This window comes from Rhizobium oryzihabitans (assembly GCF_010669145.1).
Lineage (GTDB): Bacteria > Pseudomonadota > Alphaproteobacteria > Rhizobiales > Rhizobiaceae > Agrobacterium > Agrobacterium oryzihabitans.
The window spans coordinates 234912-261090 of record NZ_CP048635.1 but is presented as its reverse complement, the minus strand read 5'-3'; the positions used below and the strand labels follow the sequence as shown (position 1 = coordinate 261090).

Annotated in this window: 22 protein-coding genes and 2 pseudogenes; 10 read left to right on the top strand and 14 right to left on the bottom strand. The window is 59.6% G+C overall.

Features of this window, described 5'->3' with window-relative positions; translation table 11 throughout:
* Positions 1 to 13 precede the first annotated feature (13 nt).
* The 6 genes and pseudogenes from G3A56_RS17995 to G3A56_RS17970 all read right to left on the bottom strand — a co-directional run bounded on the left by G3A56_RS17995 (position 14) and on the right by G3A56_RS17970 (position 5972).
* Positions 14 to 1059: pseudogene (locus G3A56_RS17995) on the bottom strand (L-idonate 5-dehydrogenase).
* Between the two features lie 70 nt (positions 1060 to 1129).
* Positions 1130 to 2536: a TRAP transporter large permease gene (locus G3A56_RS17990; RefSeq protein WP_082185791.1), complete on the bottom strand. Its 1407-nt coding sequence runs from the start codon at positions 2534 to 2536 to the stop codon at positions 1130 to 1132.
* A gap of 4 nt (positions 2537 to 2540) precedes the next feature.
* Positions 2541 to 3116 (bottom strand): TRAP transporter small permease, encoded by a 576-nt coding sequence (locus tag G3A56_RS17985; protein ID WP_082185792.1) that lies wholly within the window; start codon positions 3114 to 3116, stop codon positions 2541 to 2543.
* Between the two features lie 73 nt (positions 3117 to 3189).
* A complete protein-coding gene (locus G3A56_RS17980) occupies positions 3190 to 4164 on the bottom strand; it encodes a sialic acid TRAP transporter substrate-binding protein SiaP (protein WP_003500816.1) in 975 nt (324 codons plus the stop codon).
* 61 nt (positions 4165 to 4225) lie between these two features.
* Complete coding sequence (locus tag G3A56_RS17975) at positions 4226 to 4942, bottom strand: FadR/GntR family transcriptional regulator (protein ID WP_082185793.1); 717 nt, start codon at positions 4940 to 4942, stop codon at positions 4226 to 4228.
* 350 nt (positions 4943 to 5292) lie between these two features.
* Positions 5293 to 5972: pseudogene (locus G3A56_RS17970) on the bottom strand (HAD family hydrolase).
* A 412-nt stretch (positions 5973 to 6384) separates the two neighbouring features.
* Between G3A56_RS17970 and minC the strand changes: the two are divergent.
* The 3 genes from minC to minE are packed head-to-tail and all read left to right on the top strand — an operon-like array spanning position 6385 to position 8226.
* A complete protein-coding gene (gene minC, locus G3A56_RS17965; RefSeq protein WP_003500825.1) occupies positions 6385 to 7116 on the top strand; it encodes a septum site-determining protein MinC in 732 nt (243 codons plus the stop codon).
* Between the two features lie 37 nt (positions 7117 to 7153).
* On the top strand, positions 7154 to 7969 hold the full coding sequence (minD, locus tag G3A56_RS17960) for a septum site-determining protein MinD (RefSeq protein WP_003500827.1): 816 nt from the start codon (positions 7154 to 7156) through the stop codon (positions 7967 to 7969).
* Positions 7966 to 8226 carry a cell division topological specificity factor MinE gene (gene minE, locus G3A56_RS17955; RefSeq protein WP_003500829.1) on the top strand — a complete coding sequence of 87 codons (261 nt, stop codon included), beginning with the start codon at positions 7966 to 7968 and terminating at the stop codon, positions 8224 to 8226. The genes minD and minE overlap by 4 nt, the downstream gene beginning before the upstream one ends.
* Positions 8227 to 8269: 43 nt before the next feature.
* On the opposite strand, the gene G3A56_RS17950 is transcribed toward minE, so the two are convergent.
* The 3 genes from G3A56_RS17950 to G3A56_RS17940 form a co-directional block, all read right to left on the bottom strand.
* On the bottom strand, positions 8270 to 9172 hold the full coding sequence (locus tag G3A56_RS17950) for an amino acid ABC transporter substrate-binding protein (RefSeq protein WP_082185795.1): 903 nt from the start codon (positions 9170 to 9172) through the stop codon (positions 8270 to 8272).
* 74 nt (positions 9173 to 9246) lie between these two features.
* On the bottom strand, positions 9247 to 10140 hold the full coding sequence (locus tag G3A56_RS17945) for an amino acid ABC transporter substrate-binding protein (protein ID WP_082185796.1): 894 nt from the start codon (positions 10138 to 10140) through the stop codon (positions 9247 to 9249).
* Positions 10141 to 10169: 29 nt separating this feature from the next.
* Positions 10170 to 12488, bottom strand: a complete 2319-nt coding sequence (locus G3A56_RS17940) for an EAL domain-containing protein (RefSeq protein ID WP_082185797.1) — start codon at positions 12486 to 12488, stop codon at positions 10170 to 10172.
* A 344-nt stretch (positions 12489 to 12832) separates the two neighbouring features.
* On the opposite strand from G3A56_RS17940, the gene G3A56_RS17935 reads away from it, so the two are divergent.
* Positions 12833 to 14191 carry an amidase gene (locus tag G3A56_RS17935; protein ID WP_082185798.1) on the top strand — a complete coding sequence of 453 codons (1359 nt, stop codon included), beginning with the start codon at positions 12833 to 12835 and terminating at the stop codon, positions 14189 to 14191.
* Between the two features lie 170 nt (positions 14192 to 14361).
* Here the strand turns inward: G3A56_RS17935 and G3A56_RS17930 are convergent, their stop codons facing one another.
* From G3A56_RS17930 to G3A56_RS17920, 3 genes are read right to left on the bottom strand one after another with little or no spacing between them, the layout of a single operon-like run.
* Positions 14362 to 15003 (bottom strand): ThuA domain-containing protein, encoded by a 642-nt coding sequence (locus tag G3A56_RS17930; RefSeq protein ID WP_003523774.1) that lies wholly within the window; start codon positions 15001 to 15003, stop codon positions 14362 to 14364.
* A 17-nt stretch (positions 15004 to 15020) separates the two neighbouring features.
* Entirely contained in the window at positions 15021 to 16121 is a 1101-nt protein-coding gene (locus G3A56_RS17925) for a Gfo/Idh/MocA family protein (protein WP_082185799.1), read from the bottom strand.
* A gap of 54 nt (positions 16122 to 16175) precedes the next feature.
* On the bottom strand, positions 16176 to 17375 hold the full coding sequence (locus G3A56_RS17920) for an ROK family transcriptional regulator (protein ID WP_082185800.1): 1200 nt from the start codon (positions 17373 to 17375) through the stop codon (positions 16176 to 16178).
* A 196-nt stretch (positions 17376 to 17571) separates the two neighbouring features.
* On the opposite strand from G3A56_RS17920, the gene G3A56_RS17915 reads away from it, so the two are divergent.
* From G3A56_RS17915 to G3A56_RS17890, 6 genes are all read left to right on the top strand, one after another.
* Positions 17572 to 18873 carry an ABC transporter substrate-binding protein gene (locus G3A56_RS17915; protein WP_082185801.1) on the top strand — a complete coding sequence of 434 codons (1302 nt, stop codon included), beginning with the start codon at positions 17572 to 17574 and terminating at the stop codon, positions 18871 to 18873.
* Positions 18874 to 18943: 70 nt separating this feature from the next.
* Positions 18944 to 19882 (top strand): carbohydrate ABC transporter permease, encoded by a 939-nt coding sequence (locus G3A56_RS17910; RefSeq protein ID WP_082185802.1) that lies wholly within the window; start codon positions 18944 to 18946, stop codon positions 19880 to 19882.
* Positions 19875 to 20723 carry a carbohydrate ABC transporter permease gene (locus G3A56_RS17905; protein WP_082185803.1) on the top strand — a complete coding sequence of 283 codons (849 nt, stop codon included), beginning with the start codon at positions 19875 to 19877 and terminating at the stop codon, positions 20721 to 20723. The genes G3A56_RS17910 and G3A56_RS17905 overlap by 8 nt, the downstream gene beginning before the upstream one ends.
* Positions 20724 to 20740: 17 nt before the next feature.
* Positions 20741 to 21814, top strand: coding sequence for an ABC transporter ATP-binding protein (locus tag G3A56_RS17900; protein ID WP_082185804.1), 1074 nt, complete (start codon positions 20741 to 20743; stop codon positions 21812 to 21814).
* Between the two features lie 145 nt (positions 21815 to 21959).
* Positions 21960 to 23012, top strand: coding sequence for a sugar phosphate isomerase/epimerase family protein (locus tag G3A56_RS17895; RefSeq protein WP_082185805.1), 1053 nt, complete (start codon positions 21960 to 21962; stop codon positions 23010 to 23012).
* A 71-nt stretch (positions 23013 to 23083) separates the two neighbouring features.
* Positions 23084 to 24271, top strand: coding sequence for a Gfo/Idh/MocA family protein (locus tag G3A56_RS17890; RefSeq protein WP_082185806.1), 1188 nt, complete (start codon positions 23084 to 23086; stop codon positions 24269 to 24271).
* Positions 24272 to 24535: 264 nt separating this feature from the next.
* Here the strand turns inward: G3A56_RS17890 and G3A56_RS17885 are convergent, their stop codons facing one another.
* On the bottom strand, positions 24536 to 24784 hold the full coding sequence (locus tag G3A56_RS17885; RefSeq protein ID WP_082185807.1) for a hypothetical protein: 249 nt from the start codon (positions 24782 to 24784) through the stop codon (positions 24536 to 24538).
* A gap of 120 nt (positions 24785 to 24904) precedes the next feature.
* A complete protein-coding gene (locus tag G3A56_RS17880) occupies positions 24905 to 26176 on the bottom strand; it encodes a glycerate kinase type-2 family protein (protein ID WP_082185808.1) in 1272 nt (423 codons plus the stop codon).
* Positions 26177 to 26179: the final 3 nt, after the last annotated feature.

Here is a 26179-nt window from a genome sequence, read left to right as displayed (position 1 = left end):
CAATCCTCAAATATCATTCTGCGGAAAATGTCAGTTGCACCTTGCAGGCGGCGGAGCGGTCTCCGGCCTGTTCGAAGGCGGCTTTCGCTTCGCCAAGCGGGAAGCTGTGGGAAATGATCGGCCGCACATCGATCCCGCGAGACGAGATGAGCCGGGCGGCAATGGCGAATTCATCATGAAAACGCTGCGAGCCGCGCCAGAAGATTTCCTTGCCCACCAGCGCATTGAGCGGAATGGTAATATCGCCGGTAACACCCACCTGCACGATGGTGCCGCGCGGACGTACGCAGGCAAAGGCGGTGCGAAGCGCGGGGCCTGCGGCGGAGCAATCGAAAATGACGTCGAAATAACCCTTATTGTCCTGATAGGGTAGAAGCGCGTCCGCGTCCTTCGCGACATTGATCGTGCGGTCCGCACCCATGGCGGGCGCGCGTTCCAGTGCTGCGTCTGTGAGATCGGTGGCGACGATGATGCTTGCGCCGGCATGGCGGGCGGCGGCAATCGTCAGCAGGCCGATCGGGCCAGCGCCGGTCACCAGTACCTTGGCATCCTTGAGGTCGCCGGCCTGGGCCACAGCATGCAGGCAGACGGCGAGCGGTTCGGTGCAGGCCGCTTCGGCGGGCGAGGTGGCGTCTGAAAATGCCGCGCATTGTTTGGCGGGAACCACCAGCCGGTCGCGGAACATGCCCTGCTCATGCGGCAGGCGCATGGCGCTGCCCATGAAGCGCATTTCAAGGCAATGGATCGGCTGGCCCTTCAGGCAGAAATGGCAATGGCCGCAGGGCTGCGAGGGATTGACGGCGACGAGTTGGCCGATCGCAAGTCCGCTGACGCCGTCCCCAGCGCCCGCACGTGGCCGGATGCCTCGTGGCCGCAGATGATGGGCTCACGTACCCTGACGGGTCCGAAACCGCCGTCCTGATAATAATGAAGATCGGAGCCGCAAATGCCGCCCGCCGCCATGGTGAGCAGCACTTCGCCGGGGCCGGGTTCCTCTATGTCCTGCGTTTCGACGCGAATATCTTCACGGCCGTATAGGCGTGCCACGCGTGTCTGCATGACGGGGTCCTTTCGAATGCATACATTATTGAAAAAGCTGCGCGGCGCTGACCGCGCAGCTTGGTTTCGTTCAGCGGATAAGGCCAAGCTGCGTGGGCAACCACAGTGTGATCGGAGGTATGAACGTGATCAGCGCCAGGGCCACGAAAAGCGGGATCATCCAGGGCAAGATGGCGAGCGTTGTCCGCTCCACCGACATTTTCGAAATACGCGACAGCACGAACAGCACCATGCCGACAGGCGGGGTCAAGAGACCGATCATCAGGTTCAGCGTGACAATCAGTCCGAGATGGACAGGATCGATACCGTAACGCGCGGCGACCGGCATCAGGATCGGCACCAGAATGCTGATGGCGGCGATGGTGTCGAGAAACGCGCCGACAATCAGAAGCAGGATGTTGACGATGATGAGGAAGGTCCACCAATTGTCCGTCATGCCGAACATGAAGTCGGAAAACAGCTGGGCGGCCTGACTGACCGTCAGCAACCATGCGAAGATCGAAGCCGCCGTGACGATGAAGAGAACGGACGCGGTTGTCTCGATGGTATCGAAGCTGGCTTTGGCCAAAGTCTTGAATGTCATGGTGCGGTAGCGCACCAACCCCAGGAAAAGCGACCAGAGGACTGCGGCGACCGCTGCTTCGGTCGGCGTGAACCAGCCCATCGTCATGCCGCCAATCAGAAGTACCGGCGTCATCAACGCCATCACGGCGGAGAAATCGTAATACCAGTCGAGGGCAACAAGCACGGCGAGGCCGACAAGAACCGCGACATTGAGCGACATGCCGGCAAGGATCATCAGATAGACGGCGACCGGGAAGCTGAAGACGATCACTATTTCCAAGGAGGCTGAAAGCAGTTGTTTCAGCTCGAAGGGCGTGTCGGACCCCCAGCCCTTTCGTTTTGCGAAAATATAGACCGTGACCATCATCAGCACGGTCATGACGACGCCGGGGATGATGCCGGCCATGAAGAGCGCGCCGATCGAGGCGTTGGCCATCATTCCATAGATCACGAAGGGCAATGATGGCGGAAAGATCGGGCCGAGCGTCGCCGAAGCGGCAGTGACGCCGACGGCAGCATCGACCGGATAACCATGATCCTTCATGGCCTTGATCTCGATGGTGCCGATGCCTGCGGCATCCGCAAGTGCTGTCCCCGACATGCCGGAAAAAACCACCGAACCGATGATGTTGACCTGAGCCAGGCCACCCTTCATCCAGCCGACGAGCGCCAGTGCGAAACGGTAGATGCGGCTTGTCACCCCGGCGATGTTCATCAGATTGCCGGCGAGGATAAAGAACGGCACGGCGATGAGCGGGAAGCTTTCGACACCGGCGATCATGCGCTGGGCTGCGATGATATCGGGTGCCACGTCAAAGAGGATGAGATAAAGAAGCGAACTGACGGCCATGGAAACGGCCACCGGCGTGCCGATGATGAGAAGCAGAAGAAATGAACCGATGAGCAAAAGCATGGTTTTAGATTCCCTGTGTGCTTACGGCTTCCTGAGCCTTTTCACGCACGGTTTGCTTGCCGGTGATGTCCTTGATGAAATTGTGCAGGGCACGCAGGAACATCAGCGCGAAAGCGGCGAAAACGGTGTAAAAGACAATGCCGCGCGGCAGGTCGACGGTGACCATGCGCTCATCGCCGACGATTTCCAGATAGCGCCACATCAGCCAGGTGATGTAGGCAAAGAAACCGATGGTGATGAGATCGACGATCAGTTCGAGAAACCGTCCGACGGGTTTCGATACGAAGCGATAGAGCAGGTCGACGTGAATGTGCCGGAACATGCGCACACACATGACCGAGCCGAGAAAAACGACGACGACGAGGCAATTGGCGGCGATCTCTTCGGTCCATGCGAAACTGTTGTTCAACACGTAACGGGTGAAGAATTGCAGGAAGACGCAAAAACCCATGCCCCAGAACACGGCAAGGGTTATCCAGTCTTCCACCGCATAGGGTGAAAGGTCGACCGGGCCGTTTTCCTCCTCGAAGGCGTGCGCCATTTCTTCCACGCTGACGGGCGCGTGCTGCTGGTCAGTCATTGATGGAACTCCAGTCCAGGGGTCTCGGGTGATGGTGTCCCGGCACCTTCGGGCGCCGGGACACGCTCAGACATCACTTGATGGCGCGGATCGCTTCCCAGTCGGCCTTTTCGTAACCGAAATCTTCAAGCTTTACCTTGTCGATGACATTTTTCTCGAAGTCTGCCTTGTCGACCTCGGCCACGGTGATACCCTTGGATTTGAATTCGTCGACCAGCGCCTTTTCACGGGCTTCGATCGTCTTCGTCGTGCGGGCTGCGGCCTCCTGCATCACTTCGGTGAAGATTTTCTTGTCCTCATCCGAAAGGCTTGCCCAGCGGGTTTTGGAGACGAGGGTGTTGAGGTGGTCGACGATGTGGCCCGTCAGAACGATGTTCTTCTGAACTTCGTAGAATTTCTTCGCCTCAATCGTCGTCAGCGGGTTTTCCTGAGCCTCGACGGTGCCGTTCTGAAGCGCCAGATAGACTTCAGCAAAGGCGATCGGTGTCGTGTTGGCGCCACAGGCGCGCGGCATGGCCAGATAGGCGGGAACGTCGGGAACGCGCATCTTCAGGCCGGCCATGTCACCGCATTTTTCAATCGGCCGGTTGGAGGTGGTGTGGCGCGTGCCGTAATAGCTGACGGCGACGATGTGGTTGCCGGTCTTGTCTTCATAGCCTTTAGCAAGCTTCTTGAAGACATCGCTCTTGGTGTAGGCGATCAGATGGCTCGGATCGCGGAAGATATAGGGAAAATAGGTGACACCGATCGGCTTGTGGTCGCGCGCGGCGAAGCTCGAGCCGGAGATGATGATATCCACCGTTCCGAGCTTCAAACCCTGGTTGATATCGGCTTCCTTGCCGAGCTGTGAGGCCGGAAAGACATCGATCTTGTAACGGCCGTCCGTGCGCTTGGCGATTTCTTCTGCGGCCCATACCGAATCCGTATGGAACGGTTCGGACGTCTCATAGACATGCGCCCATTTCAGCGCCGTTTGCGCCTGTGCCGCCAAGGCTGAAAGCAGAATGGCAGCGGTTGCACCCATCAAAGTCGACAATCTGATTTTCATTCTTAACTCCTCCCGAATTAAAGTCAGATTTCTGTTTTTCCCGTCGCCGGTTGCGGCGCGGTCACTCTTCCCCGATCGTTTCCTCCCCGAAACTTTCGGAAAATCTCTTTTGCGACAGCGTCAGATGCTGCCGCATGGCCTCGCGCGCGCCTTCCGGGTCATTCGCCGCGATCGCGTCGCGGATAACCCGGTGTTCCTGAACGGCGAGGATCCACGTGTGCGGTCCCTCGAAATAGCTGGCGAGCTTTTCGAAATAGGGCGAAAGGCTGCGCTCGTCATAGATGAGCCCGGTGAAGCGGTTCAGCGCCGAGTTGCCGATGATATCGGCAATCGCGGTGTGGAAGGCGCGGTCGAGGTTGAGGGCCTGCGGCGAATTGTCGAGCGCGCCGGCCATGCGTTCGATAATATCGTCCAGTTTCGCGATACATTCGGACGTGGCTAGCCTTGCTGCCTCCTCGGCAATCGCGCTTTCGATGATGCAGCGCGCCTGCAGGATTTCGAACGGCCCATGGGCGTCCGGCACCGGCGGCTTTTCCTTGTCCGGCTTGCGGGATGCGTTCACATAAACGCCCGAACCCATGCGGATATGGATATGGCCTTCCACTTCCAACACGATCAGCGCTTCCCGCACCGTGGGGCGGGATACGCCGAAACGCTCCGCAAGGTCGCGTTCCGCCGGCAGGCGCTGACCATCGGTCAACTCCCCCGTCTCAATGAGCAAGCGAATTTGCTCCGCGACCAGCCGGTAAAGGCGGCGCGGCTCCAGAGCCACAAACATGATGTCCTCCCAGCGCGACAGTCTCCTCCAATCGCGCAAGCGGTAAGATGGTCTTACCAATTTCATTAGGGAGCATTTATGCGGTGCTGTCAATCAGCCTTGGCGGAAAAGTGAGCGGCGTAAAGCCTGAGGGCCAGCTTGGCATTGCCGCACTCCGGCACTTTTACCCTTTCCGTCATGCCGGACTTGATCCGGCATCCAGCCAGCCCAAGTCCTTGGGCTGAAAGGACCCTTCTCGCCGCGCAGACGCGCGTCGGCTGGATTCCGGCTCAAGGCCGGAATGACGAAGGGGGGATAGGCTCGCATACGAAATCATTGTTTCGCGTGCCGCCTGATTGGCGTTTCAGCCTTTAGTTATGTGCGAGTTTTAAGTTGCCATCGCTGCCGATTGTGATGTCCAGCTCACCGTAACCGCCAATGGAAAGATGCGTCGTTTCGATCGGATGCGAATGGGTGGCGTTGATGACGACTACCGTTGCGCCCATGCTTTCCCCGGCCTGAATACCGGCAGGGGCGTCCTCGAACACGACACAGTCTTCCGGCGCGACGCCAAGTTTTTCGGCGGCCTTTTTGTAGCCCTCGGGGTCCGGCTTGCCATTCACAACATCCTCGGCGCAGATCATCACCGGGGCGGTGTGAGGCCCGCAGCCGCCAGGCGCAGTTCGGCAAGCGCGCGGGCGGCGGAGGTGACGATCGCCCATTTTCCGGCCGGCAATTTCTCGAGAAATGCCGCCGCCTGCGGTATCTGGAGAATGCCCTCGACATCCTCCATTTCCTTTTGCAGCAGCATATCCGCCTGTTCCTGGATATCGAGGCCGGGAATAGCCTCGCGGCGCACCACTTCCGATGCGCGCATGCCGTGGATGCGCTGCAGGAAAGCATCTGGCTCGATACCGTTTTCCACGGCCCATTCGCGCCACACTCTTTCCACCACCGCAATCGAGTTGAGCAGCGTTCCATCCATGTCGAACAGGAAGGCGGCATATTCGCGCGAAAAGATCTGGCTGGCCGGCGGGACTTTGCTGTGCATCTCATTCTTCCGTTGGACGAGTGGGGTTTGCCACGTGTCTACAGCATCGACAGGCATAACGGAATCGCTTTTCCGCCGCGAAAGCAAATGGCAATCATTTCGCAAACGGGGGCGGATATTGTCTCAGAATCGTACGCGTGAATTCCTCTGCGACTCGCTCAGGGCAAGGCAGGGGGAGGGAGGTCCTCATTTGGTCATACGGGCGTCAGGTTGCAGCAAGGCTGGGGTGCTATCATGAGTTTTTGCAAGTGGTAAAAATACGCAAAATCAAAATGTCATCGTAGTTTTTGAATGTCTTGCATGAGAATTTCCATCGCGGAATTTTCTTAACGAAACCGTCGCTTTAAGGGCGTCGTTAACCATTTGTTAACCATATTCGAGGTACCTAATTGTCAACGATTTGTTTACCAAGATGACCAAAGTGCTAACAGACCAGCGTTCGATCCGTATCAAAGGCCGCTCCTTCCTCGCAGTCGTCCTGTCCCCCGAAGCTCCGCTCGATCAATGGCTGGAAAGGCTCGATGATCTCGCTGCGCGTTCGGCCGGGTTCTTCCTGTCGCGTCCGGTTGTCCTGGATGCGTCCGAACTGTCGCTCGACAAGGCGGGACTGAAGGCACTGCTCGCGGCGCTGACGGAACGCAATGTCGGCATCATGGGGATCGAGGGTGTCCGTCCCTCGATGATCGAACCGGGGATGCCGCCGTCGCTGAAGGGCGGAAAGCCCGCTTCCGATGTCGAGGTGGAGCCGGTTGCTGTCGCCTCCGCCGAATTGCCGGAAGAGAAGCCGCGTGCCGCAGGCGAGGTTCGTGCCGTCGTGCAGTCGCTGGTCATCAACGAGCCGGTGCGCTCCGGCCAGTCGATCATGTTTCCTGAGGGAGACGTGACCGTCATCGGTTCGGTCGCCTCGGGGGCAGAAATCATCGCGGGCGGTTCTGTGCATATTTACGGTGCGCTGCGCGGGCGGGCGATGGCCGGTTCGCTTGGCAATGTCTCGGCGCGCATCTTCTGCCGCAAGCTGGAGGCGGAGCTTTTGGCGATCGATGGCGTCTATAAGGTCGCCGAGGATATTGACGACAAGCTGCGCGGCCAGCCCGTTCAGCTGTGGCTGGAAAACGATACGATCAAGGCCGAAAAACTTGGCTGACGAGATAGAGAAAACAACACAGGAACAGGAGAGCCGTATGGGGAAGGTAGTCGTTGTTACTTCCGGCAAGGGCGGGGTTGGCAAGACCACCTCGACCGCAGCGCTTGGCGCCGCACTGGCGCAGAACAAGCAGAAGGTCGTTGTTGTCGATTTCGATGTCGGCCTGCGCAACCTCGATCTCGTCATGGGTGCTGAACGCCGGGTGGTTTACGATCTCGTCAACGTCATCCAGGGCGATGCCAAGCTGACCCAGGCGCTGATCCGCGACAAGCGCCTCGAGACCCTGTTCCTGCTTCCTGCCTCGCAGACGCGCGACAAGGACAATCTGACGCCCGAAGGCGTCGAATGGGTCATTGCCGAGCTGAAGAAACATTTCGACTGGGTTATCTGCGACAGCCCCGCCGGCATCGAACGTGGTGCGACGCTTGCCATGCGCCATGCGGATGTGGCGGTCGTCGTCACCAATCCGGAAGTCTCTTCGGTGCGCGACAGCGACCGCATCATCGGCCTGCTGGATTCCAAGACGCTGAAGGCCGAACGCGGCGAGCGCATGGAAAAGCACCTGCTTCTGACGCGCTACGATTCGGCCCGCGCCGAACGTGGCGACATGCTGAAGGTCGATGACGTTCTGGAAATTCTCTCCATTCCGCTGCTCGGCATCATTCCTGAAAGCACCGACGTGCTGCGCGCTTCCAACGTCGGCGCGCCGGTTACGCTGGCGGATGCCCGTTGTGCACCGGCCATGGCTTACTTCGATGCCGCCCGCCGCCTGTCCGGCGAGGAGATTCCGGTGGTCATTCCGGGTGAGAAGCGGGGTATCTTCTCGAAAATCTTCGCAAGGAGGGCTGCATGAGCATTTTCAGTCTCTTCCGCAAACAGAAGTCGGCCCCGCTTGCGCGCGAGCGCCTGCAGGTGCTGCTTGCCCACGAAAGGGCATCCTCAGGCTCCGATCTCGTCGCCATCCTGCGGGAAGAAATTCTCGCGGTCATCGCCAAACACGTGCAGATCGACAATGACCGGGTGCATGTGAAGATGGATCGCGACGAGCATGTCTCCATATTGGAGATCGATGTCGAGATCCCGTTGAGCGCCGACCTGCGCGCTGCTTGATGTTTCCTTCGAAAACGCCGCCCATATCGGGCGGCGTTTTCATTTATTCAGCCGTCGTATCAATCGGCTTTCGGAATATCTCCGCCAGATCGCCGGGCAGCGGGCGTTTGAGGTTCATCCCGTTTGGCGGTATCGGCGCGTTGAACCATTTGTCGTAGATTTTTTCGATTTCGCCGCTCGCGTAGATTTCCCCAAGTGCTTCATTGACGGCATCCCGGAAGCCGGTATCGCCGTGCCGGAGCATCAGGCCATAGGGCTGTGGCGGGGCAAGATATTCGCTCGAGATGGAATAGTCCTCCGGACGCCCGGTTTCGGCGACGAAGGATCGCAGGAGAATATCGTCCATGACGAAGGCCGAGGCGCGATTTTCCGTCACCATTTCGAACCCGCCTTCCGTACTGTCATTCTGCAGCACGGCGATATTCATGCCCAGTTTGCGATTGAGCACATTCAGCTGGCCGATATTGATTGTCCCGGTCGTCACCACCACGGTTCGTCCGGCAAGATCGCCGACGGTGGTGAGACCACTCGATTTCAGCGCGACATAGCGCGTGCCGGTGATGAAATGGCTGTAGGAGAACCACACGGCCTTGCGGCGTTCCTCCGTGTTCGTGCTCGCCACGCATTCCATGTCGATCGTGCCGTCATTGAGAAGCATGATGCGATTGCTGGGGGTACGTTTGACGAAGTCGATCTTCAGCTCCGGCAGACCCAGTTTTTTCTTGATGGAGCCGGCCACCCTCAGGCAAAGCTCGATGCTGTAGCCGATCGGCTCGGGGCCTGTGCCCAGATAGGAAAAGGGGACGTTGCGGTCAGCATAACCCAACCGGATGGTGCCGGTCTTGGCAATGGTTTGCAATGTCGGCGGCTGGGTATCGTCGCCGGCCGCAGCGGCGGGCAAAAGACTTAAAACCCCAAGAGCAAGCCACAATGTCGATCTCTGCATCGCGCATCTCCAGCTAAAATAAGTGCCAAAACATGTCTTCGTAAAAAATAGAGGCAGTGCGCCGGCTTGCACCGTCAGTCCCGGTATTCGCCTGGATTTTCATAGGCCTCTTTCAAGGAGGCAGTCATTGGCAGGTTCAGGTTCATGCCGTTCGGCGGAATGGGCTTGGTGAACCATTTCTCATAAAGGCCGTGAATGGCGGGGCCGGTGAATATCTGGCGCAGACTTTCGTTGACCGCCGCCTTGAAAGCCGGGTCGTCGCGCCGGAAAACCAGGCCATAGGGCTCAGGCGCGCTCAGCGTTTCCTCGGACAGCGCGTAGAGATCGGGGTTTTCGGACGTCGCCGCCAGCGCCGCCAGCAATATGCCATCCATGACAAAGGCGGAGGCCTTGCCGGCAACGACGAGTTCGAACGCCTCCTCGTTGGTCTTTGTCGGCATGACGGAGATATTGAGGTTCTTTTGCCGGTTTACGGCATTCAGCTGTTCGATGTTGACGGTGCCGGAGGCGGATGTGACGGACCGCCCGGCGAGATCGGCAAGGTTCTTCAGATTGTCCTGTTTGCGGGAGAGAAACTGCGTCGCGGTCATGAAGTTCGGATAGGAGAAATCCACCATTTTCCGGCGTTCGCTGTTGTTGGTCGTCGCGGCACATTCGATATCGATCTGGCCGCTGCGAACAAGGATGAAGCGGGTCGCCGGCGTGGCTTTGACATATTCGAGGTCGATCCGGTCGAGCTTCAGCCTTTTGCGGATGTCCTCGCTGATTGCCCGACAGAGATCGGTCGAAAAACCGGTAATTTCTCCACTGGGCAGCTGGTAGGAAAAGGGTGGCTCGGCTTCACGGTAACCGATGCGGATCTTTGCGGTCTTGGCGATCTGCTGAAGCGTGTCGCCTTCGTCGGCGGCTCGCAGCGGGGTGATGGGGGCAAAGCATGTGAGGAAAAGGCAAAATACTGCAAGGCGCATTTTATTTCCTTTGGCCGGCGGCCGGTTTCTCAAATCGCTTTTTGTGGTGGGCAATAGGTTTCCTGTAACGAGCGTCCGGTGTCGCCAAATTCGTCCTTACCGACGAGCGTTATGACAGCCCGGTTCTTGAGGACATGGGCAAGCGGGGCCGGCTCGGCGAAATAATAGCCCTGGGCCTCGTCGCATCCGGAAAGCTTGAGCGCCTCGACCTGTTCCCTGTCTTCCACACCCTCGGCGGTGACCCGCAGGCCGATCTGTTCGGCCATATCGATGATGGTGTTGACGATGGCCGAGCACATGGGATTGCCTGGCAGGCCGGACACGAATTCACGGTCGATCTTGATCTTGTCGAAGGAAACATGGGTCAATGTACTGAGCCCCGCATAACCCGTGCCGAAATCGTCGAGCACGAGGCGCACGCCCCTTTCCTTCAGGAGCTTCAGCGCCCGGGCGCTGCTGTCGCGCTCCAGCATCGCCGTTTCGGTCACTTCCAGTTCCAGCCGCTCCGCCGGAAAACCGGACGTTTCAAGCGCCCTGTCGACAATCGGGACGATATCATCATTGCCGAGCTGTACGGCGGATAAGTTGACCGCGAGCCGGATGTCCTTCGGCCAGCTCATGGCGTCCGTGCAGGCCTGTGCCAGCACCCATTCACCCAGAGGTTTGATGAAATTGTTTTCTTCGGCAAGCGTGATGAACCGGTCCGGCGTGATGATGCCAAGCTTGCTGTGCCGCCAGCGGGCAAGCGCCTCATAGGCGACGATGCGGCCGCTCTGCAGATTGACGACGGGCTGGTAATGCAGCTCGAATTCTCGATTTTCGAGGGCGGATTTCATGTCGATTTCAAGCGCATGCTTATGCTGCGCCGCCATGTCCATGCCGGGTTCGTAAAAGACGAAGAGGCCGCATCCCATGGATTTCGCCCGGTAGAGGCCGAGATCCGCATGTTGCAGAAGCTGGGTGCCGGAGGTGCCGTGATCGGGCGCGCAGGCGATGCCGATGCTGGTATCGACGCTGATGTCGCTGCCTTCGAGGTTGAAGCTGCGCGAGACCGCATGCACGACCCGTTTCGCCAAAGCGCCCGCATCCGCCCGACAATCGTCGGTCACCGACTGTATGATCGCAAATTCATCACCGCCGAGCCTGCTCACCATGTCGTTTTCGCCAAGCACGGAGGAAATCCGCGAGGCAACGGCCACCAGCAACGCGTCGCCCGCCGCATGTCCCAGCGTGTCGTTCACAGCCTTGAAGCGGTCGAGATCGAGCAGCATGACGTTGAACGGCTGGCCGGAAGCGGAAAGATGTTCGAGGCGATTTTCCAGCGTCTTCATCAGCAGCACGCGGTTGGGAAGTCCGGTCAGCGCGTCATGATGGGCCATATGTTCGAGCTGCTGCGCCATGTCGCGTATCTGCCGCAGGCGTCCGCGTTCCAGGACCGCCTCACGCAGCGTTTCGATGGCCGTGGCCATGTCGCCGATCTCGTCCCGCCGCTTCTGAAACGGCGTGACGACATCCGTTTCCTCGCGGGCGATCCTTAGCGTCGCCTGCACCAGCGCCGGAACCGGTTTCAGAAAGTGCCGCGCAATCACCGTTACGAGAACGCCGGTCACGGTCAGAACCACGATCAGCGCGATCAGCGAATTGTAGATCAGCTTCCTCTGCGCGCCGTAGAGTTCGTCCGAACCGCCGATGCTGACGGCGACCGCGCCGATCGGTTTTTTCGTTTCGGTGCTGATGATCGGCAGCAGGCCGATGTAGTGGTTCGACTCGCCGATGGTTGCAAAGCCGGTGGCGAAACGGGCGGCCACGGCATCTTTTGAGAAGATGGGATCGGTGGCGAGCGGTTTTTCGTCGTCGTCAGTGGCGTTGTCAAAGGCTGCGGCGATCTGCCTGAAGCCGGCATCGGCTTCGTCGTAACGGAAAAGCCAGACGGCATTTTTGGTTTGCGCGCCGATGAGGGCGAGAACGTCGCTGGGATTGAAGCCGGTGACGAGAATGGATTCGTCGTCGCCGATCGGCTTGTCGGTCAATATGCCGTTGACCTGTCCGTCCGTGTCGGCCGTGACGCTGACATAGGTATAGATGCTGCGCAGCGTGGCGCTGGCGATCTGCGAATTGACGCGGGCCTGGTTGAGCCATTGCTCGCTGGCGGCGGCAACGAACATGTACCAGCCGACAAGCGCCCCGATACTGTAGGAAAAGATCACGCCGCCGAGAAATATCAGGGTTATCTTGCTGGCGAGCGAACGCCGCCGCGAAAAACGGCCCGGTGCCGCCTGCGTCGTTGAGCGAAGCGTGTCACCGGTTTCAGTCTGTCTATCTATCCCCCGATAGGCAGTCTCTTCCATTCGCGATATTCCCCCGCGATGTCGCGTTATAATTGTTTTATGGAATTTTATAGGACATGCATTTCAATGGTGTCTGCTAAATAATTCAACAAAGTTTAGATGCGATTAAGAATTAATCCGTCTTTTTATAGTCGCCGCTTATATAAGGCGCGACGTTCCTGCACCTGAGGTTGAAGGAATCGGTGGCTAACGGTGAGACTCTGAAACAACACCGCTAAGTCAGTATGACAACCTTTGCGCGTTTCTCAAGTCAACTTCTCGGCCTGAATGGACACCGACCTGCCTTGCCAAGCAGCCGATAAACGGCATGTTGTGGGCACTATCCGATTTCAGGGAATATCATCATGGCTCACAGGGGCAAAAACATCGCTCAGCTTTCCGTTCTCATCCAGAGCGGGCATCTCGATCCGCGTGCTCTGGCGGAAGAGACGCTCGATGCGATTGGGAAAGACGACGACCAGGCGATTTTTGTCGGCCTGACGGCAGCGCGGGCGATGGCGGAAGCCGAGAGTGCCTCCAAACGCATTCGCGAGGGTCGTTCCTTTGGCGTGCTCGACGGTATTCCAGTGGCCTGGAAGGATCTTTTCGATCTTGAAGGCATGGCGACCACGGCCGGATCGACGGTGCTGTCGAACGATGCGCCTGCCTCCCGTGACGCGGATGTGGTGACGGCGCTGAAAGAGGCCGGAATGATTTCTATCGGCCGTACCAATATGAGTGAGTTCGCGTTTTCCGGCCTTGGCATCAATCCGCATTACCGCACACCGCGCAATCCTGTCTCCATGGACGGTCACCGTTTGCCCGGCGGCTCGTCCTCCGGTGCGGGCGTCGCTGTGGCCGCCGGTCTGGTGCCGGTGGCAATCGGGACCGATACCGGGGGATCGGTGCGCATTCCGGCCGCGTTCAATGGCGTGGTGGGTTACAAGGCAAGTCGCGGCCGTTATTCGATGCGGGGCGTTTATCCGCTGGCAAAAAGCCTGGATTCGCTCGGGCCGCTGACCCGCACCGTGCAGGACGCCATCTGGGTGGATGCAGCCATGCGTGGCAGATCGGCCGCCGATATCGCGCGTGCGCCTCTGTCCGGCCTGTCGCTCGTGGTGCCCGAAACGGTGTTCTTCGATGGCATCGAGGAGGGTGTGGCGGTCGCTTTCGAGCAGGCGGTGGAACGGCTTGCCCGCGCCGGCGCCTCCGTGCGGCGACAGGCATTCCCGGTCTTTTCGCAATTGTTTGATCTCATCAAGGAAAAGGGCGCGCTGGTGACGGCGGAAGCTTTCGCCCTGCACAAGGCGCGGCTGGAAGGCGCGGATGCTGCGCGCATGGATCCGCGCGTGGTGGCGAGAACCAGGCTCGGCGCGAATATCTCCATGCCGGATTACATCGGCATTCTGGAAGCGCGTGAAAGCATGACGGCGGCGTTTTCCGGGATGATCGGCAAGGACGAACTACTGGTGTCGCCGACATTGCCGCATGTTGCGGCAAAGGTCGCGCCGCTGATTGATAATGACGATGCCTTTTTCGCCATGAATGCGAAGACCCTGCGCAACACCCAGATCGGCAATTTTTTCGATCTCTGCGGTGTTTCCATTCCGTGTGGAACAGGCGAGGCAGGCATGCCGGTCGGCTTGCTGCTTTCCGGCCGGCACGGCACGGACGACCATGTTCTGGGTGTCGCGATGGCTGCGGAAGAGATCGTGCGGGGTTGAGAGGACGGTGCACACAGCCATTCTTCGTCACCCCGGACTTGATCCGGGGTCCAGCGCGATCAAGTCCTTGATCGCGAGAGACTCCTGACGCCGCGCAGACGCGCGGCTGCTGGATGCCGGATCAAGTCCGGCATGACGGAGAGAGTATTTGGCCGTCTCGACCTATAGCCTCACCGCGCCGCCCAGTTGGCGCCGCGGCGGAACATGGTCTTCATCTGCGGCACGGAAAATTCCTTGGCCTGATGGCCGAGCGCCGAATAGAAAACCCGGCCCTTGCCGTATTTGCGTTTCCAGACCACCGGCATCACCACGCCGTCGATCCACCAGGCATGGTCACCGGTGAATTTCGTCGTCGCCAGCACCTCGTTGGAAGGGTCGACATGCATGTAATATTGCTCCGAGGTATAGGGGAAATCGGAAATCCCCTCCATCAGCGGGTCGTCGGGGCGGGTGATGTTGACGTGATAGTCGATGATATTACCGGGATGGGCGACCCATTGGCCACCGATCATGAACTGGTATTCGACGCATTCCCGGAAACTGTCGCCGGCACCGCCGTGAAAGCCGGCAATGCCGACGCCGTTTTCCACGGCGGCAGTGAGGTTCTTGATCTCTTCCTTCTCGATCTTCGACATGGTGACGATGGGGACCACGAGGCTCAGATCATGCACGGAAGGGTCGGCGAAAGCCTCGGTTGAGTGCTCCACATAGACCTTGAAACCATCTTCCTCCAGCATGTCCTTGACGATGGTGGCGCATTCCTGCGGCTCGTGGCCGCTCCAGCCGCCCCAGACGATGAGTGCTTCGCGCATTTATTTTCTCCTCCGGATTATTTGCCGAGCTGGCCGTCGACCAGCGAAGTTTCGAGAGGAGCAGGGCGCTCCGCCTCGGTGGTGATGGAAACGGTCGTGCCGCTGTCCGATGCCGTCTGGAAGGCTTCCATGACCTCCAGCACATGCAGGGCAAGATCGCCATTGGCGCGGTGCGGGCGATTTTCGCGGATCGCATGGGCCATATCCGCTACGCCTATCGAGCGGTAATTACCGTCCGCATAGGGCGACGACAGTGCCTGCGGCTCGAACTGGCCGCCCTTTTTCAGCAATTGCACCTCGCCGCCAAAATGGTTTGGATCTGGCACGATCAACGTGCCTTCGGTGCCGTAGAGTTCCAGCGGCACATGTTTGTGGCCCGCCACATCGAAGCTCATGCCCACCTGCACCACGGCACCATTCTGGAACGCCAGTACACCGGAGACATGGGTGGCAACATGAACGGGGATTTTTTCGCCGTTTTTCGGCTCGCTGGTGATGAGACGCTCGTTGCGTGGTGCGATGGCGAAACCTGCCACCTTGGCAACCGGGCCGAAAAGGTTGACGAGATCGGTGATGTAATAAGGCCCCATATCCAGCATCGGCCCGCCGCCAACCTCGTAATAAAAGGCCGGGTTGGGGTGCCAGCGCTCATGGCCGGGGCACATGAAGGTGGCCGTGCCGCCAATCGGCTGCCCGAGCACACCTTCATCGATCAGCCGGCGTGCGGTCTGGTGTCCGCCGCCGAGGAACGTATCCGGGGCAGAGCCGATGCGCAGGCCCTTTGCCTTGGCCGCATCCGCAAGCCTTTTGCCTTCTGAGAAATTGATGCCGAGCGGCTTTTCCGAATAGGCGTGTTTTCCCGCCTCAAGCGCGCGTAGGCCCACTTCCACATGCGCCTTGGGGATCGTCAGGTTGACGATGATTTCCACGGAAGGATCGGACAGCAACTCGTCGATGCTTTTTGCCTGAAGGCCGAATTCGTCTGCCCGTGCCTTCGCGGCCTCCGCGTTCATATCCGCCAGTCCGCGAATGTCGAGAATGGGAAACGACGCCATGGCCTTGAGATAGGCGCTGGAGATGTTGCCGCAGCCGATGATGCCGATACCGACCCTGTTCATGTGATTTCCTCCCGTAAATCAGAAATGTCTAAGCCTGCTGCCCAGTCCTGCCGGCTAGACCGCTGGCCCCGTGGTGTTCCATGGCGATTCGTAAAGCTCGTAGAGAGCGACGGCCGCAGCCCCCTGCGCCCAGAGCTCATCGCTTGCAACGTCGAAAACCAGTTCCGCGACGCCGGCCAGCGAAGGCGGCACGGCGGCGTTGTAACTGTCGCGAATGCTGGCGATGAAGGGGTCGCCGAGTTCGAGGCTGGAGCCGGTGATGATGACCCGTGGCGGCGCAAACAGCGTGACGATATTGGCAAGTGTCAGGCCGAGTGCTGCGCCTGCGCGCAGGGCTGCCGCAATCAGTTCGTGGTCTTCCGCCGCAATCAGTGCATGGGCATGCTGCATTCCACGGCCGAGCCGGATCGCTTCGGCAAAACGCCCGTCCACGGGGCGAGAGCCGAGAATGGCATTTTCGCCCGCCTGGCTCGCCAGCCGCACCGTACCCTCGCTGGCAAGGCCGATCACGAGGTCGCCGAGATTGTGGCTGAGGCCGCCGGCACCGCGAAACAGCTGGTTCTGGTGCAGAACGCCAAGCCCCAGCGTCTGTTCGAGCGAAATCAGCACCATATCTTCCAGATCGCGGGCATGGCCGAACCAGTGATGGGCGAGCGTGATGGCGTGGGCGTCGCTTTCGATGATGGTCGGCGAATTCAGCCGTGCTGTCATTTCCTCGGCGAAATTGACGTTCACTTCCCGCAGGATGGGGCTGCTGCGGATCTTGCCGGTGCGATGTTCGATGACGCCGGGAAGGCCAAGGCAGACCATGTCCACATCTTCCAGCGACAGCCCGGCATCGACCACACAGCGCCGCACACCGTCCTCCACCAGGTCGGCGATGACGCCGATGGGCTGACGGTCGACACGGATCGGCAGGGCAAGCGTTGAAAGCACGTTGCCGCAGAAATCGGTAACGACGAAGACCATGCGGCTTGCCGCGATCTTGGCGCCTACGACGCGGGCGGCATCCGGGTTCAGCTCCAGCATCACCCGTGGCCTGCCGCGCGCTCCCTCGGTGCGGATATCTCCGAGGTGACGGGTCAAGATCAGCCCGTCATCCAGCAGCGATGCGGTGATCGCCGAAACGGTGGTGGTTGAAAGCTGCGTTCTTTCGCTGATTTCCACCCGGGATATCGGCCCGTGGCGGCGGATGCTGTCAAGCACGCTCAGCCTGTTGATCGCGCGCATCAATTCTGGGTCTGCGGTCTTCATGGGGTCCTGCTGCGATCAATGCCGGTTCGAGAACCGATTTATGTCGGGTTACGGATTAAATAACGGTGTAGGGGAGGGGTGTGTCAAGCTGTTCGCGCAAAAAATCGGCAACCTGCCTTGACATTGGGCGAGGCCTAATGTGAATTAATCCGCATTGGGGAATAAATGAGGAAATCCCCGAGGGAGGATCACCATCATGACGATTTGGCACGCAGGCGCAAGCCTGAGCGGCAGGCTGACAGGCTTTGCCACAACGACAAGCATTGCTCTCATGCTCGGCACCGCCAGCGCCTCGGCCGCGACGGTCGTTAAATGGATGCATGTGGAGCTGGACCCGAAAGCCGTGGCCGTCTGGGAGGAGATTGCCAAGGATTTCGAGACCAAGCACCCCGATGTGGATGTGCAACTGCAATTTCTGGAAAACGAAGCTTTCAAGGCGAAATTGCCGACCCTGCTGCAATCCAACGATGTTCCGGATTTCTTCTATAGCTGGGGCGGCGGCGTTCTTGAGGAACAGTCCAAAACCGGCGCGCTGAAGGATCTGACCGAAGTTTTCGACGCTGATGGCGGCAAGCTTCGGCAGGCCTATAATGCTTCCGCAATCGACGGGTTGTCGTTTGACGGCAAGGTCTGGGCCGTGCCTTACAAGGTCAGCCTCGTCAGCTTCTTTTACAACAAGGAGCTGTTTGCCAAGGCCGGCGTGAAGGCGGAAGACATCAAGAGCTGGGATGATCTCGGCGCCACCGTCAAGAAAATCAAGGAAGCGGGCATCGTTCCGATCGCCGGTGGCGGCGGTGAAAAATGGCCGATCCATTTCTACTGGAGCTATCTCGTCATGCGCAATGGCGGGCAGGCCGTGTTCGATGCCGCCCGCAAGGGCGAGGGCGAAGGCTTCATGGATCCTTCCATCATAAAGGCGGGCGAGCAGCTGGCCGAATTCGGCAAGCTTGAGCCCTTCCAGCCCGGTTATCTCGGCTCCACCTGGCCGCAGGCGCTTGGCGTCTTCGGTGACGGCAAGGCGGCGATGATCCTCGGCTTCGACAATACGGAGGCCAACCAGCGCAAGAATGCGGGTGACGGCAAGGGCCTTGCAGCCGACAATATCGGCCGCTTCGCCTTTCCCGCCGTCGAAGGCGGCGCGGGCAAGGCCACCGACACGCTGGGCGGGCTGAATGGCTGGGCAGTCACGAAGAACGCCTCCAAGGAAGCGCTCGATTTCGCGGCATTCCTGACCAGCAAGGAAAGCGAAGAGAAGATGGCAGCAGCCGGCATGATACTGCCCGTTGCGACGGGTGCTGACGGTGCGGTGAAAAACCCGCTGCTGGCGGATTCGGCCAAGCAGCTTGCCGGCTCCACCTGGCACCAGAACTTCTTCGACCAGACGCTGGGCGCAGCCGTCGGCCGCGTCGTCAATGATGTCTCCGTCGAGATCGTCTCCGGCCAGATGAGCGCGGAAGAGGGTGCCAAGCAAATTCAGGATGCTTTCGAGCTTCGCTGATTTTCGGTTCCATGACGGCGCCGCGCGGGACGCGGCGCCGCAGTATCTGCCTGAATGAAAGCGGATAGAGATGACGGATATTTCCATGACTTCTGCGTCCATAACGGCGCGCGGCGCGACGAAGATAAAGCGCAAACAAAGCTCGGTCGCGCATGACCGGGCGCTGACCCTGCTGGTCTTCCTGCCGCCCGCACTTCTGCTCTTTACCCTGTTCGTCATCCTGCCCATGGGCGAGGCGGCGTGGTACAGCCTCTACCGCTGGAACGGTTACGGCACGCCGACCGATTTCGTGGGTTTGAAGAATTTTCAGGTGCTGTTCGGCAATGCCGCCTTCTCGCAGGCTCTGCTGAATAACGGCCTCATCATCCTGATTTCCGTGCTGATCCAGATCCCGCTGGCGATCTGGCTTGCCATGATGCTGGCGCACCGCTTGCCCGGCGTCGTCGCCTTCCGGCTGGTTTTCTTCCTGCCCTATGTGCTGGCGGATGTCGCGGCCGGTCTGATCTGGCGCTTCGTTTATGATGGCGATTATGGCCTCTTCGCCGCCATCTCCAATTTCTTCGGCTTCGCCAATCCTTACGTGCTGGCCGACAAGGATGTGGCGATCTACGCCGTGCTCGGCGTCATCGTCTGGAAATATTTCGGTTTCCACATGATGCTGTTCATCGCCGGCCTTCAGTCCGTCGACAAGAATGTTCTGGAGGCTGCCGAAATCGATGGCGCTTCCGGCTGGCAGAAATTCCGGTATGTCACGCTGCCGATGCTCGGTTCCACGGTGCGACTGTCCGTCTTCTTCGCGGTGATCGGCTCGCTGCAACTGTTCGACATGATCATGCCGCTCACCGGCGGCGGTCCGTCCAACTCCACGCAGACCATGGTCACGTTCCTCTACACCTACGGCGTCATGCGAATGCAGGTGGGGCTTGGCAGCGCGGTCGGCGTCGTTCTTTTCATCATCTGCGTGACGCTCGCCTTCGGTTACAAAAGGATTTTCATGCGCCATGACTGACACATCCACCTCCGTCCGCATGCCGCTGCAAACCAAGCTTTATCTTTACATATCGCTGAGCCTCATCGCGGCCATCGTGCTCATCCCGCTTCTGACCACGGCGCTCGGCGGCTTCAAGACGCTGGGAGACCTGCGCGTCAACCCGTTCGGCGTTCCGGCCGAATGGCAATGGGCCAATTACGGCGATATTCTCTTCGGCAAGCGCTACTGGCTGCAGATTTTCAACTCGCTGGTCATCGCGCTGTTGACGGTGTTCCTAACGCTGACCGTCTCGGCCATGGCCGCCTTCACCTTCGCGCATGTGAAGTTCTTCGGCTCGTCCTTCCTGCTGAATTATTTCCTGCTGGGGCTGATGTTCCCGGCGGCAACCGCGATCCTGCCGCTGTTCATCCGCATCCGCGATCTCGGCCTGCTCGACACCTATTGGGGTGTGGTGCTGCCGCAGGTGGCTTTCGGGCTCGGCATGAGCATTCTTTTGTTCCGCAATTATTTCCGCAATCTGCCGGAGGAGCTGTTTCAGGCCGCTTTCGTGGATGGTTGCGGCTATCTGCGCTTCTTCTGGCACATTTCGATGCCGCTCTCGCGGCCCATCGTGGCGACCGTCGGCATCGTCTCCTTCGTCGGCAGCTGGAACAGCTACATCCTGCCGCTGATCATGCTGAATTCGGAATCGAAATATCCCTGGCCGCTCGGCATCATGGTCTATCGCGGCGAATTCGGCACGGAATGGCAGCTCGTTCTCGCCTTCATCACGCTGACGATCCTGCCGACCGTCATCGTTTTCTTCCTCGCACAGAAACACATCATCGCGGGCCTGACGGCCGGTGCCGTCAAATCGTGACGTGAAAGGAGCAAAATATGGCTTCCGTCGAACTGAGAGATATCGCCAAGTCCTATGCCTCGCTCGATGTCATTCACGGCATCTCGCTTGATATTACGGACGGTGAATTCATCGCGCTGGTCGGGCCTTCCGGCTGCGGCAAATCCACCCTGCTGCGCATGATTGCCGGGCTGGAGGAAATCACCGATGGGGATATTCTCATCGGCGGCACCGTCGTCAATTCCATGACGCCGCGTGAGCGCAACATCGCCATGGTGTTCCAGTCCTATGCGCTTTATCCGCATATGACGGTGGCTGAAAACATGGGCTTCAACCTGAAGCTGGCCGGCCAGCCAAAAAACGTCATTGAGGAGCGCGTGGCGGAAGCAGCCCGCATGCTTGATCTCGGCAAGCTGCTGGACCGCAAGCCCTCGCAGCTTTCCGGCGGCCAGCGTCAGCGCGTCGCCATGGGCCGCGCCGTGGTGCGCAATCCGGCCGTTTTCCTCTTCGATGAGCCGTTGTCCAATCTCGATGCGAAGCTGCGTGTGCAGATGCGGAGCGAAATCAAGACTTTGCACCAGAAGGTTGGAACGACTTCCATTTATGTCACGCATGACCAGATCGAGGCGATGACGCTGGCGGACCGGGTGGTGGTGCTCAATCACGGCCGTATCGAGCAGCAGGGCACGCCACTCGAACTTTACAAGACGCCTGCCAATCTCTTCGTTGCCGCCTTCATCGGCTCGCCGGCCATGAACCTCATCGAAGGCGTGGTCGATGGCGAGGGCGATCAGCCCGCCGCGCGTCTCAAGGACGGAACCGCGATCCGCATCGCCGCCACACGCAAGGTCAAGCGCGGCCAGCCGGTGACGATCGGTCTGAGACCGGAACATATCGGCTCGACCGTCGGCGGCGATATCTCGCTGTCCGGCAGGACGGTGCTGGTGGAGCCGACCGGTGCGCAGACGCATGTGGTCTTCGAACTGGCGGGCGATCAGGTGACGGCGGTGGTGGATGGTGAGCAGCTGGTCAAGGTTAACACCCCCTTTGCCGCCACTGTCCATCATGAGCGCGTCCACGTGTTCGACAGGGCGAGCGGGCTGGCGCTTTAGCCGCTTTCTGGTTTTTTAGCGAAGAGCGAAATTCTCTCGCCCCTTGGCATTTGGGGGCTTGTTTGAAAATAACCAGCGGTTAGCTTGGCGATTGGGAGAAAAAGCGGTTTACCGCTAAACTGTATCGATACAGGGAGGAGATTTCATGAGAACGATCAAGGGGCCGGGTCTTTTTCTCGGTCAGTTTGCCGGTGATGCCGCACCTTTCAACAGCTGGGACGGCATTACCAAATGGGCGGCGGAAAAGGGTTACGCCGGTGTGCAGGTGCCGACCTGGGCCGGACAATTGATCGATCTCAGAAAAGCGGCGGAATCGAAGGATTATTGCGACGAATTCGCCGGTGTCGCCCGCCAGAATGGCGTTGAGGTGACCGAGCTTTCCACCCATTTGCAGGGCCAGCTGGTTGCCGTTCACCCGGCCTATGACGAGGCCTTTGACGGTTTTGCCGCGCCGGAAGTGCGCGGCAATCCGAAGGCCCGTCAGCAATGGGCGGTGGAGCAGGTGAAGCTGGCGCTGAAAGCCTCGAAGAATCTCGGCATCAAGGCCCATGCGACCTTTTCGGGCGCTCTCGCCTGGCCCTTCATCTATCCCTGGCCGCAGCGGCCGGCCGGTCTGGTGGAAACCGCCTTCGACGAGCTGGCGAAACGCTGGACACCGATCCTCGATTATGCCGATGAGCAGGGCGTGGATGTCTGCTACGAAATCCATCCGGGCGAAGACCTGCACGATGGCGTCACCTTCGAGATGTTTCTGGAACGGGTGAAGAACCACAAGCGCGCCAACATGCTCTACGACCCGTCGCATTACGTGCTGCAATGCCTCGATTATCTCGACAATATCGACATCTACAAAGACCGCATCAAGATGTTCCACGTCAAGGATGCCGAGTTCAATCCGACCGGCCGGCAGGGCGTTTATGGCGGTTACCAGAGCTGGGTCAACCGCGCGGGACGCTTCCGCTCGCTGGGGGATGGACAGGTTGATTTCGGTGCGGTCTTCTCCAGGATGGCGGCCAATGATTTCGACGGCTGGGCCGTGGTCGAGTGGGAATGCGCGCTGAAACACCCCGAAGACGGTGCCCGGGAAGGGGCCGAGTTCGTCAAGCACCATATCATCCGCGTCACCGAAAAAGCCTTTGATGACTTCGCATCTGCTGGCACCGACGATGCGGCCAACCGGCGCATGCTTGGGCTTTGAAAGCATTTCCAGGAAAAGTGTGAGCGGCTTTCCGTGCGGAAATGCGCTTAAAAAAATGCCGAGGAGATATTATGGCTATTGAAGGAAAAACAACCGACAAGGCGAACAGGCGCATTCGCCTTGGCATGGTGGGCGGCGGTTCTGGTGCATTTATCGGCGGCGTTCACCGCATGGCCGCGCGGCTCGACAATCGCTTCGATCTCGTGGCGGGTGCCCTGTCGTCCACGCCGGAAAAATCCATTGCCTCCGGGCAGGAGCTCGGGCTTGATCCGGAACGTTGCTATGGCTCGTTCGAGGAAATGGCCGAGAAGGAAGCACTTCGCGAGGATGGCATCGAGGCGGTCGCGATCGTCACGCCCAACCATGTGCACTATCCGGCGGCAAAGGCATTTCTGGAACGCGGCATCCATGTCATCTGCGACAAACCGCTGACCTCCAATCTGGAGGATGCCAAGAAGCTGAAGGAGGTGGCGGACAAGGCCGATGCGCTGTTCATCCTCACCCATAACTATACCGGTTATCCGATGGTTCGGCATGCACGGGAACTGGTACAGACCGACGCACTCGGGACTATCCGTCTGGTGCAGATGGAATATCCGCAGGACTGGCTGACGGAGGCGGTGGAACAGACGGGCGCGAAACAGGCCGTCTGGCGCACCGATCCGGCGCAATCCGGCGTCGGCGGCTCAACGGGCGATATCGGCACCCATGCCTATAATCTCGGCTGCTTCATTTCCGGTCTGGAAGCCGATGAGCTGGCGGCGGATGTGCACACTTTTGTCGAGGGCCGACGGCTGGATGACAATGCGCATGTGATGCTGCGCTTCAAACCCAATGGCGGCAAGCAGGCGGCCAAGGGTCTGCTCTGGTGCAGCCAGGTTGCGGTGGGTCACGAAAACGGGCTGAAAATCCGTGTTTACGGCGACAAGGCCGGTCTCGAGTGGACGCAGGCCGATCCGAACTATCTGTGGTTTACGAAGCTCGGTGAGCCGAAACAGCTCATCACCCGCGGTGGTGCCGGTGCAGGGGCCGCGGCCGCACGCGTCACCCGCATTCCTTCCGGCCATCCGGAAGGTTACCTTGAAGCTTTCGCGACCATCTATACCGAGGCCGCGCATGCCATCGAGGCTCGCCGCACCGGCTCGGCGTTGGACAAGGCGGTGATTTATCCGACAGTCGATGACGGAGTGAAAGGTGTCGCCTTCGTCACGGCGTGCGTTGAATCCGGCAGGAAGAATGGTGGTTGGGTGAAGCTGTAACAGAGCAGGGGGCGTCAACTGTCCCAAGCTGCTGACAACCCATCCTCGCATTCCACGTCATCCTCGGGCTTGACCCGAGGATCCATTACCCGGTGCGACCATGGATCCTCGGGTCAAGCCCGAGGATGACGGAGGAGGGGTCGTCTTACCATCGATGGGAAAACATAAATGCTGAGCGCATGCGGCTCGTCGCCTTCGTCATCGCTCGGCCAAAGCTTGGACTCCTTGATTAGAGGTTTGGTCTCACCCCATCTGACGACGTTATCAATTAACGCGTGTCGTCTGCTGCTGCGCCCGTTCCGTCACGGGGCAACCGTCCTGAACCTTGGTCCAGGACGAGACGTTGAGTTTCATCTCGCAGCGCGCGAGATAAGAGCCGCCATCGACCTTTAGACAGGATGTTTGGCCGAGTTCGAACATGACGCCGCGATTTCGGCATTTGCAATTGTGGGCATCCGCCAAGGTAGGAATAAGGGCCATGATGAGGCCAAGTATGAGCACTCCAGGACGCATGGCTGAGGCTCCAAGTGACACGCCTCCAGATTATACCTGTCAGAAGGCATAGTCAAAAATGGGCTCTGCCTGCTGATGCACGTGCCCGGGCGGGGATAGCCGCCTCGAATTCTCCCGCGTTCACCCGATCAAAATCGCCCTGATATCATTCACATTCGTCAGCGTCGGACCCGTCACCACAAGATCGCCGGCTGCCTTGAACGCGGTATAGCTATCGTGGGTCACGAGCGACTGACGCGGATCGATACCGGTATTGCGCATGCGCACCAGCGTATCCGGCGTCACCAGCGCGCCGGCTGCATCTTCGACGCCGTCAATGCCGTCGCTGTCGCCGGCAATGGCCCATATGCCCTCTGCGCCCTTCAGTGTCAGCGCAAGGCTCAGCAGGAATTCCGTGTTGCGGCCCCCCTTGCCAGCCGGCCCCCTGCCGATTGTTACCGTGGTTTCACCGCCGGAAAGCAGCACGGCCGGGCCTTTGAGCGGCAGACCCTTGCGGCTGGCGGACAGTGCGATACCGGCCATGACGGCGCCGACATCCTTGGATTCGCCTTCAAGGGAATCGCCGAGGATGAGTGGTGTAAGGCCGAGCCTGACGGCCTCATCAGCCGCCGCCTGCAGGGCGAGCGAGGGTGCCGCGATCATCCTGACATCCTCGTCGATATCGCCGGCCTTCGGTGTTTCCTCACCTTTTTCCAGTACTTTGCGCACCGTTTCGGGAAGGTCGAGTTCATAGCGCGAGACGATTTCCCGCACGGTTTTAATGTCGCTCTGATCGGCAACCGTTGGGCCGGAGGCAATTTCGGAGGGGTCGTCGCCCGGCACATCGGAAATCAGCAGCGACACCACCTTGGCCGGCTTGGCTGCCAGCGCCAGCCGTCCACCCTTGATGCGGGAGAGGTGCTTGCGCACGGCGTTCATTTCGGAAATCGTCGCGCCGCTGGCAAGCAGGGCACGATTGACGGCCATCTTGTCCGCAAGCGTCATGCCTTCGGCGGGGGCGACCATCAGCGCCGAACCGCCGCCGGAAATCAGCGCGATCACCATGTCGTCTGCCGTCAGCCCCTCAACGGCGGCGAGAATGCGTTTTGCCGCTTCCGCGCTCATATCGTCAGGCACCGGATGCGATGCTTCGATGATCTCGATGCGTGTGGTCGGGACAGCATGGCCGTAACGCGTCACCACCACACCGGAAAGATCGACATGCGGCCATGCCGCTTCCAGCGCTGCGGCCATGGCGGCCGAGGCCTTGCCCGCGCCCACCACCACGCATCGGCCTTTGGGCGGGGAGGGAAGGTGGTGGTGCAGCACCTTTGCAGGATCGGCGCTCGCGACTGCCGCCATGAATATCCGGTTGAGGGCGTCTCTTGCGGACGCGTCGTTCCATGTGCTCATCGG

Bases quoted from the DNA above. Each gene is read 5' to 3' on its own strand.
- G3A56_RS17950 (WP_082185795.1), bottom strand. From the start codon at position 9,172: ATGCAGAGATCGACATTGTGGCTTGCTCTTGGGGTTTTAAGTCTTTTG.
- G3A56_RS17935 (WP_082185798.1), top strand. From the start codon at position 12,833: ATGGCTCACAGGGGCAAAAACATCGCTCAGCTTTCCGTTCTCATCCAG.
- G3A56_RS17890 (WP_082185806.1), top strand. From the start codon at position 23,084: ATGGCTATTGAAGGAAAAACAACCGACAAGGCGAACAGGCGCATTCGC.
- G3A56_RS17930 (WP_003523774.1), bottom strand. From the start codon at position 15,003: ATGCGCGAAGCACTCATCGTCTGGGGCGGCTGGAGCGGCCACGAGCCG.
- G3A56_RS17985 (WP_082185792.1), bottom strand. From the start codon at position 3,116: ATGACTGACCAGCAGCACGCGCCCGTCAGCGTGGAAGAAATGGCGCAC.
- G3A56_RS17945 (WP_082185796.1), bottom strand. From the start codon at position 10,140: ATGCGCCTTGCAGTATTTTGCCTTTTCCTCACATGCTTTGCCCCCATC.
- G3A56_RS17905 (WP_082185803.1), top strand. From the start codon at position 19,875: ATGACTGACACATCCACCTCCGTCCGCATGCCGCTGCAAACCAAGCTT.
- G3A56_RS17980 (WP_003500816.1), bottom strand. From the start codon at position 4,164: ATGAAAATCAGATTGTCGACTTTGATGGGTGCAACCGCTGCCATTCTG.
- G3A56_RS17990 (WP_082185791.1), bottom strand. From the start codon at position 2,536: ATGCTTTTGCTCATCGGTTCATTTCTTCTGCTTCTCATCATCGGCACG.
- G3A56_RS17940 (WP_082185797.1), bottom strand. From the start codon at position 12,488: ATGGAAGAGACTGCCTATCGGGGGATAGATAGACAGACTGAAACCGGT.
- minD (WP_003500827.1), top strand. From the start codon at position 7,154: ATGGGGAAGGTAGTCGTTGTTACTTCCGGCAAGGGCGGGGTTGGCAAG.
- G3A56_RS17895 (WP_082185805.1), top strand. From the start codon at position 21,960: ATGAGAACGATCAAGGGGCCGGGTCTTTTTCTCGGTCAGTTTGCCGGT.
- minE (WP_003500829.1), top strand. From the start codon at position 7,966: ATGAGCATTTTCAGTCTCTTCCGCAAACAGAAGTCGGCCCCGCTTGCG.
- minC (WP_003500825.1), top strand. From the start codon at position 6,385: ATGACCAAAGTGCTAACAGACCAGCGTTCGATCCGTATCAAAGGCCGC.
- G3A56_RS17925 (WP_082185799.1), bottom strand. From the start codon at position 16,121: ATGAACAGGGTCGGTATCGGCATCATCGGCTGCGGCAACATCTCCAGC.
- G3A56_RS17920 (WP_082185800.1), bottom strand. From the start codon at position 17,375: ATGAAGACCGCAGACCCAGAATTGATGCGCGCGATCAACAGGCTGAGC.
- G3A56_RS17975 (WP_082185793.1), bottom strand. From the start codon at position 4,942: ATGTTTGTGGCTCTGGAGCCGCGCCGCCTTTACCGGCTGGTCGCGGAG.
- G3A56_RS17910 (WP_082185802.1), top strand. From the start codon at position 18,944: ATGACGGATATTTCCATGACTTCTGCGTCCATAACGGCGCGCGGCGCG.
- G3A56_RS17900 (WP_082185804.1), top strand. From the start codon at position 20,741: ATGGCTTCCGTCGAACTGAGAGATATCGCCAAGTCCTATGCCTCGCTC.
- G3A56_RS17880 (WP_082185808.1), bottom strand. From the start codon at position 26,176: ATGAGCACATGGAACGACGCGTCCGCAAGAGACGCCCTCAACCGGATA.
- G3A56_RS17885 (WP_082185807.1), bottom strand. From the start codon at position 24,784: ATGCGTCCTGGAGTGCTCATACTTGGCCTCATCATGGCCCTTATTCCT.
- G3A56_RS17915 (WP_082185801.1), top strand. From the start codon at position 17,572: ATGACGATTTGGCACGCAGGCGCAAGCCTGAGCGGCAGGCTGACAGGC.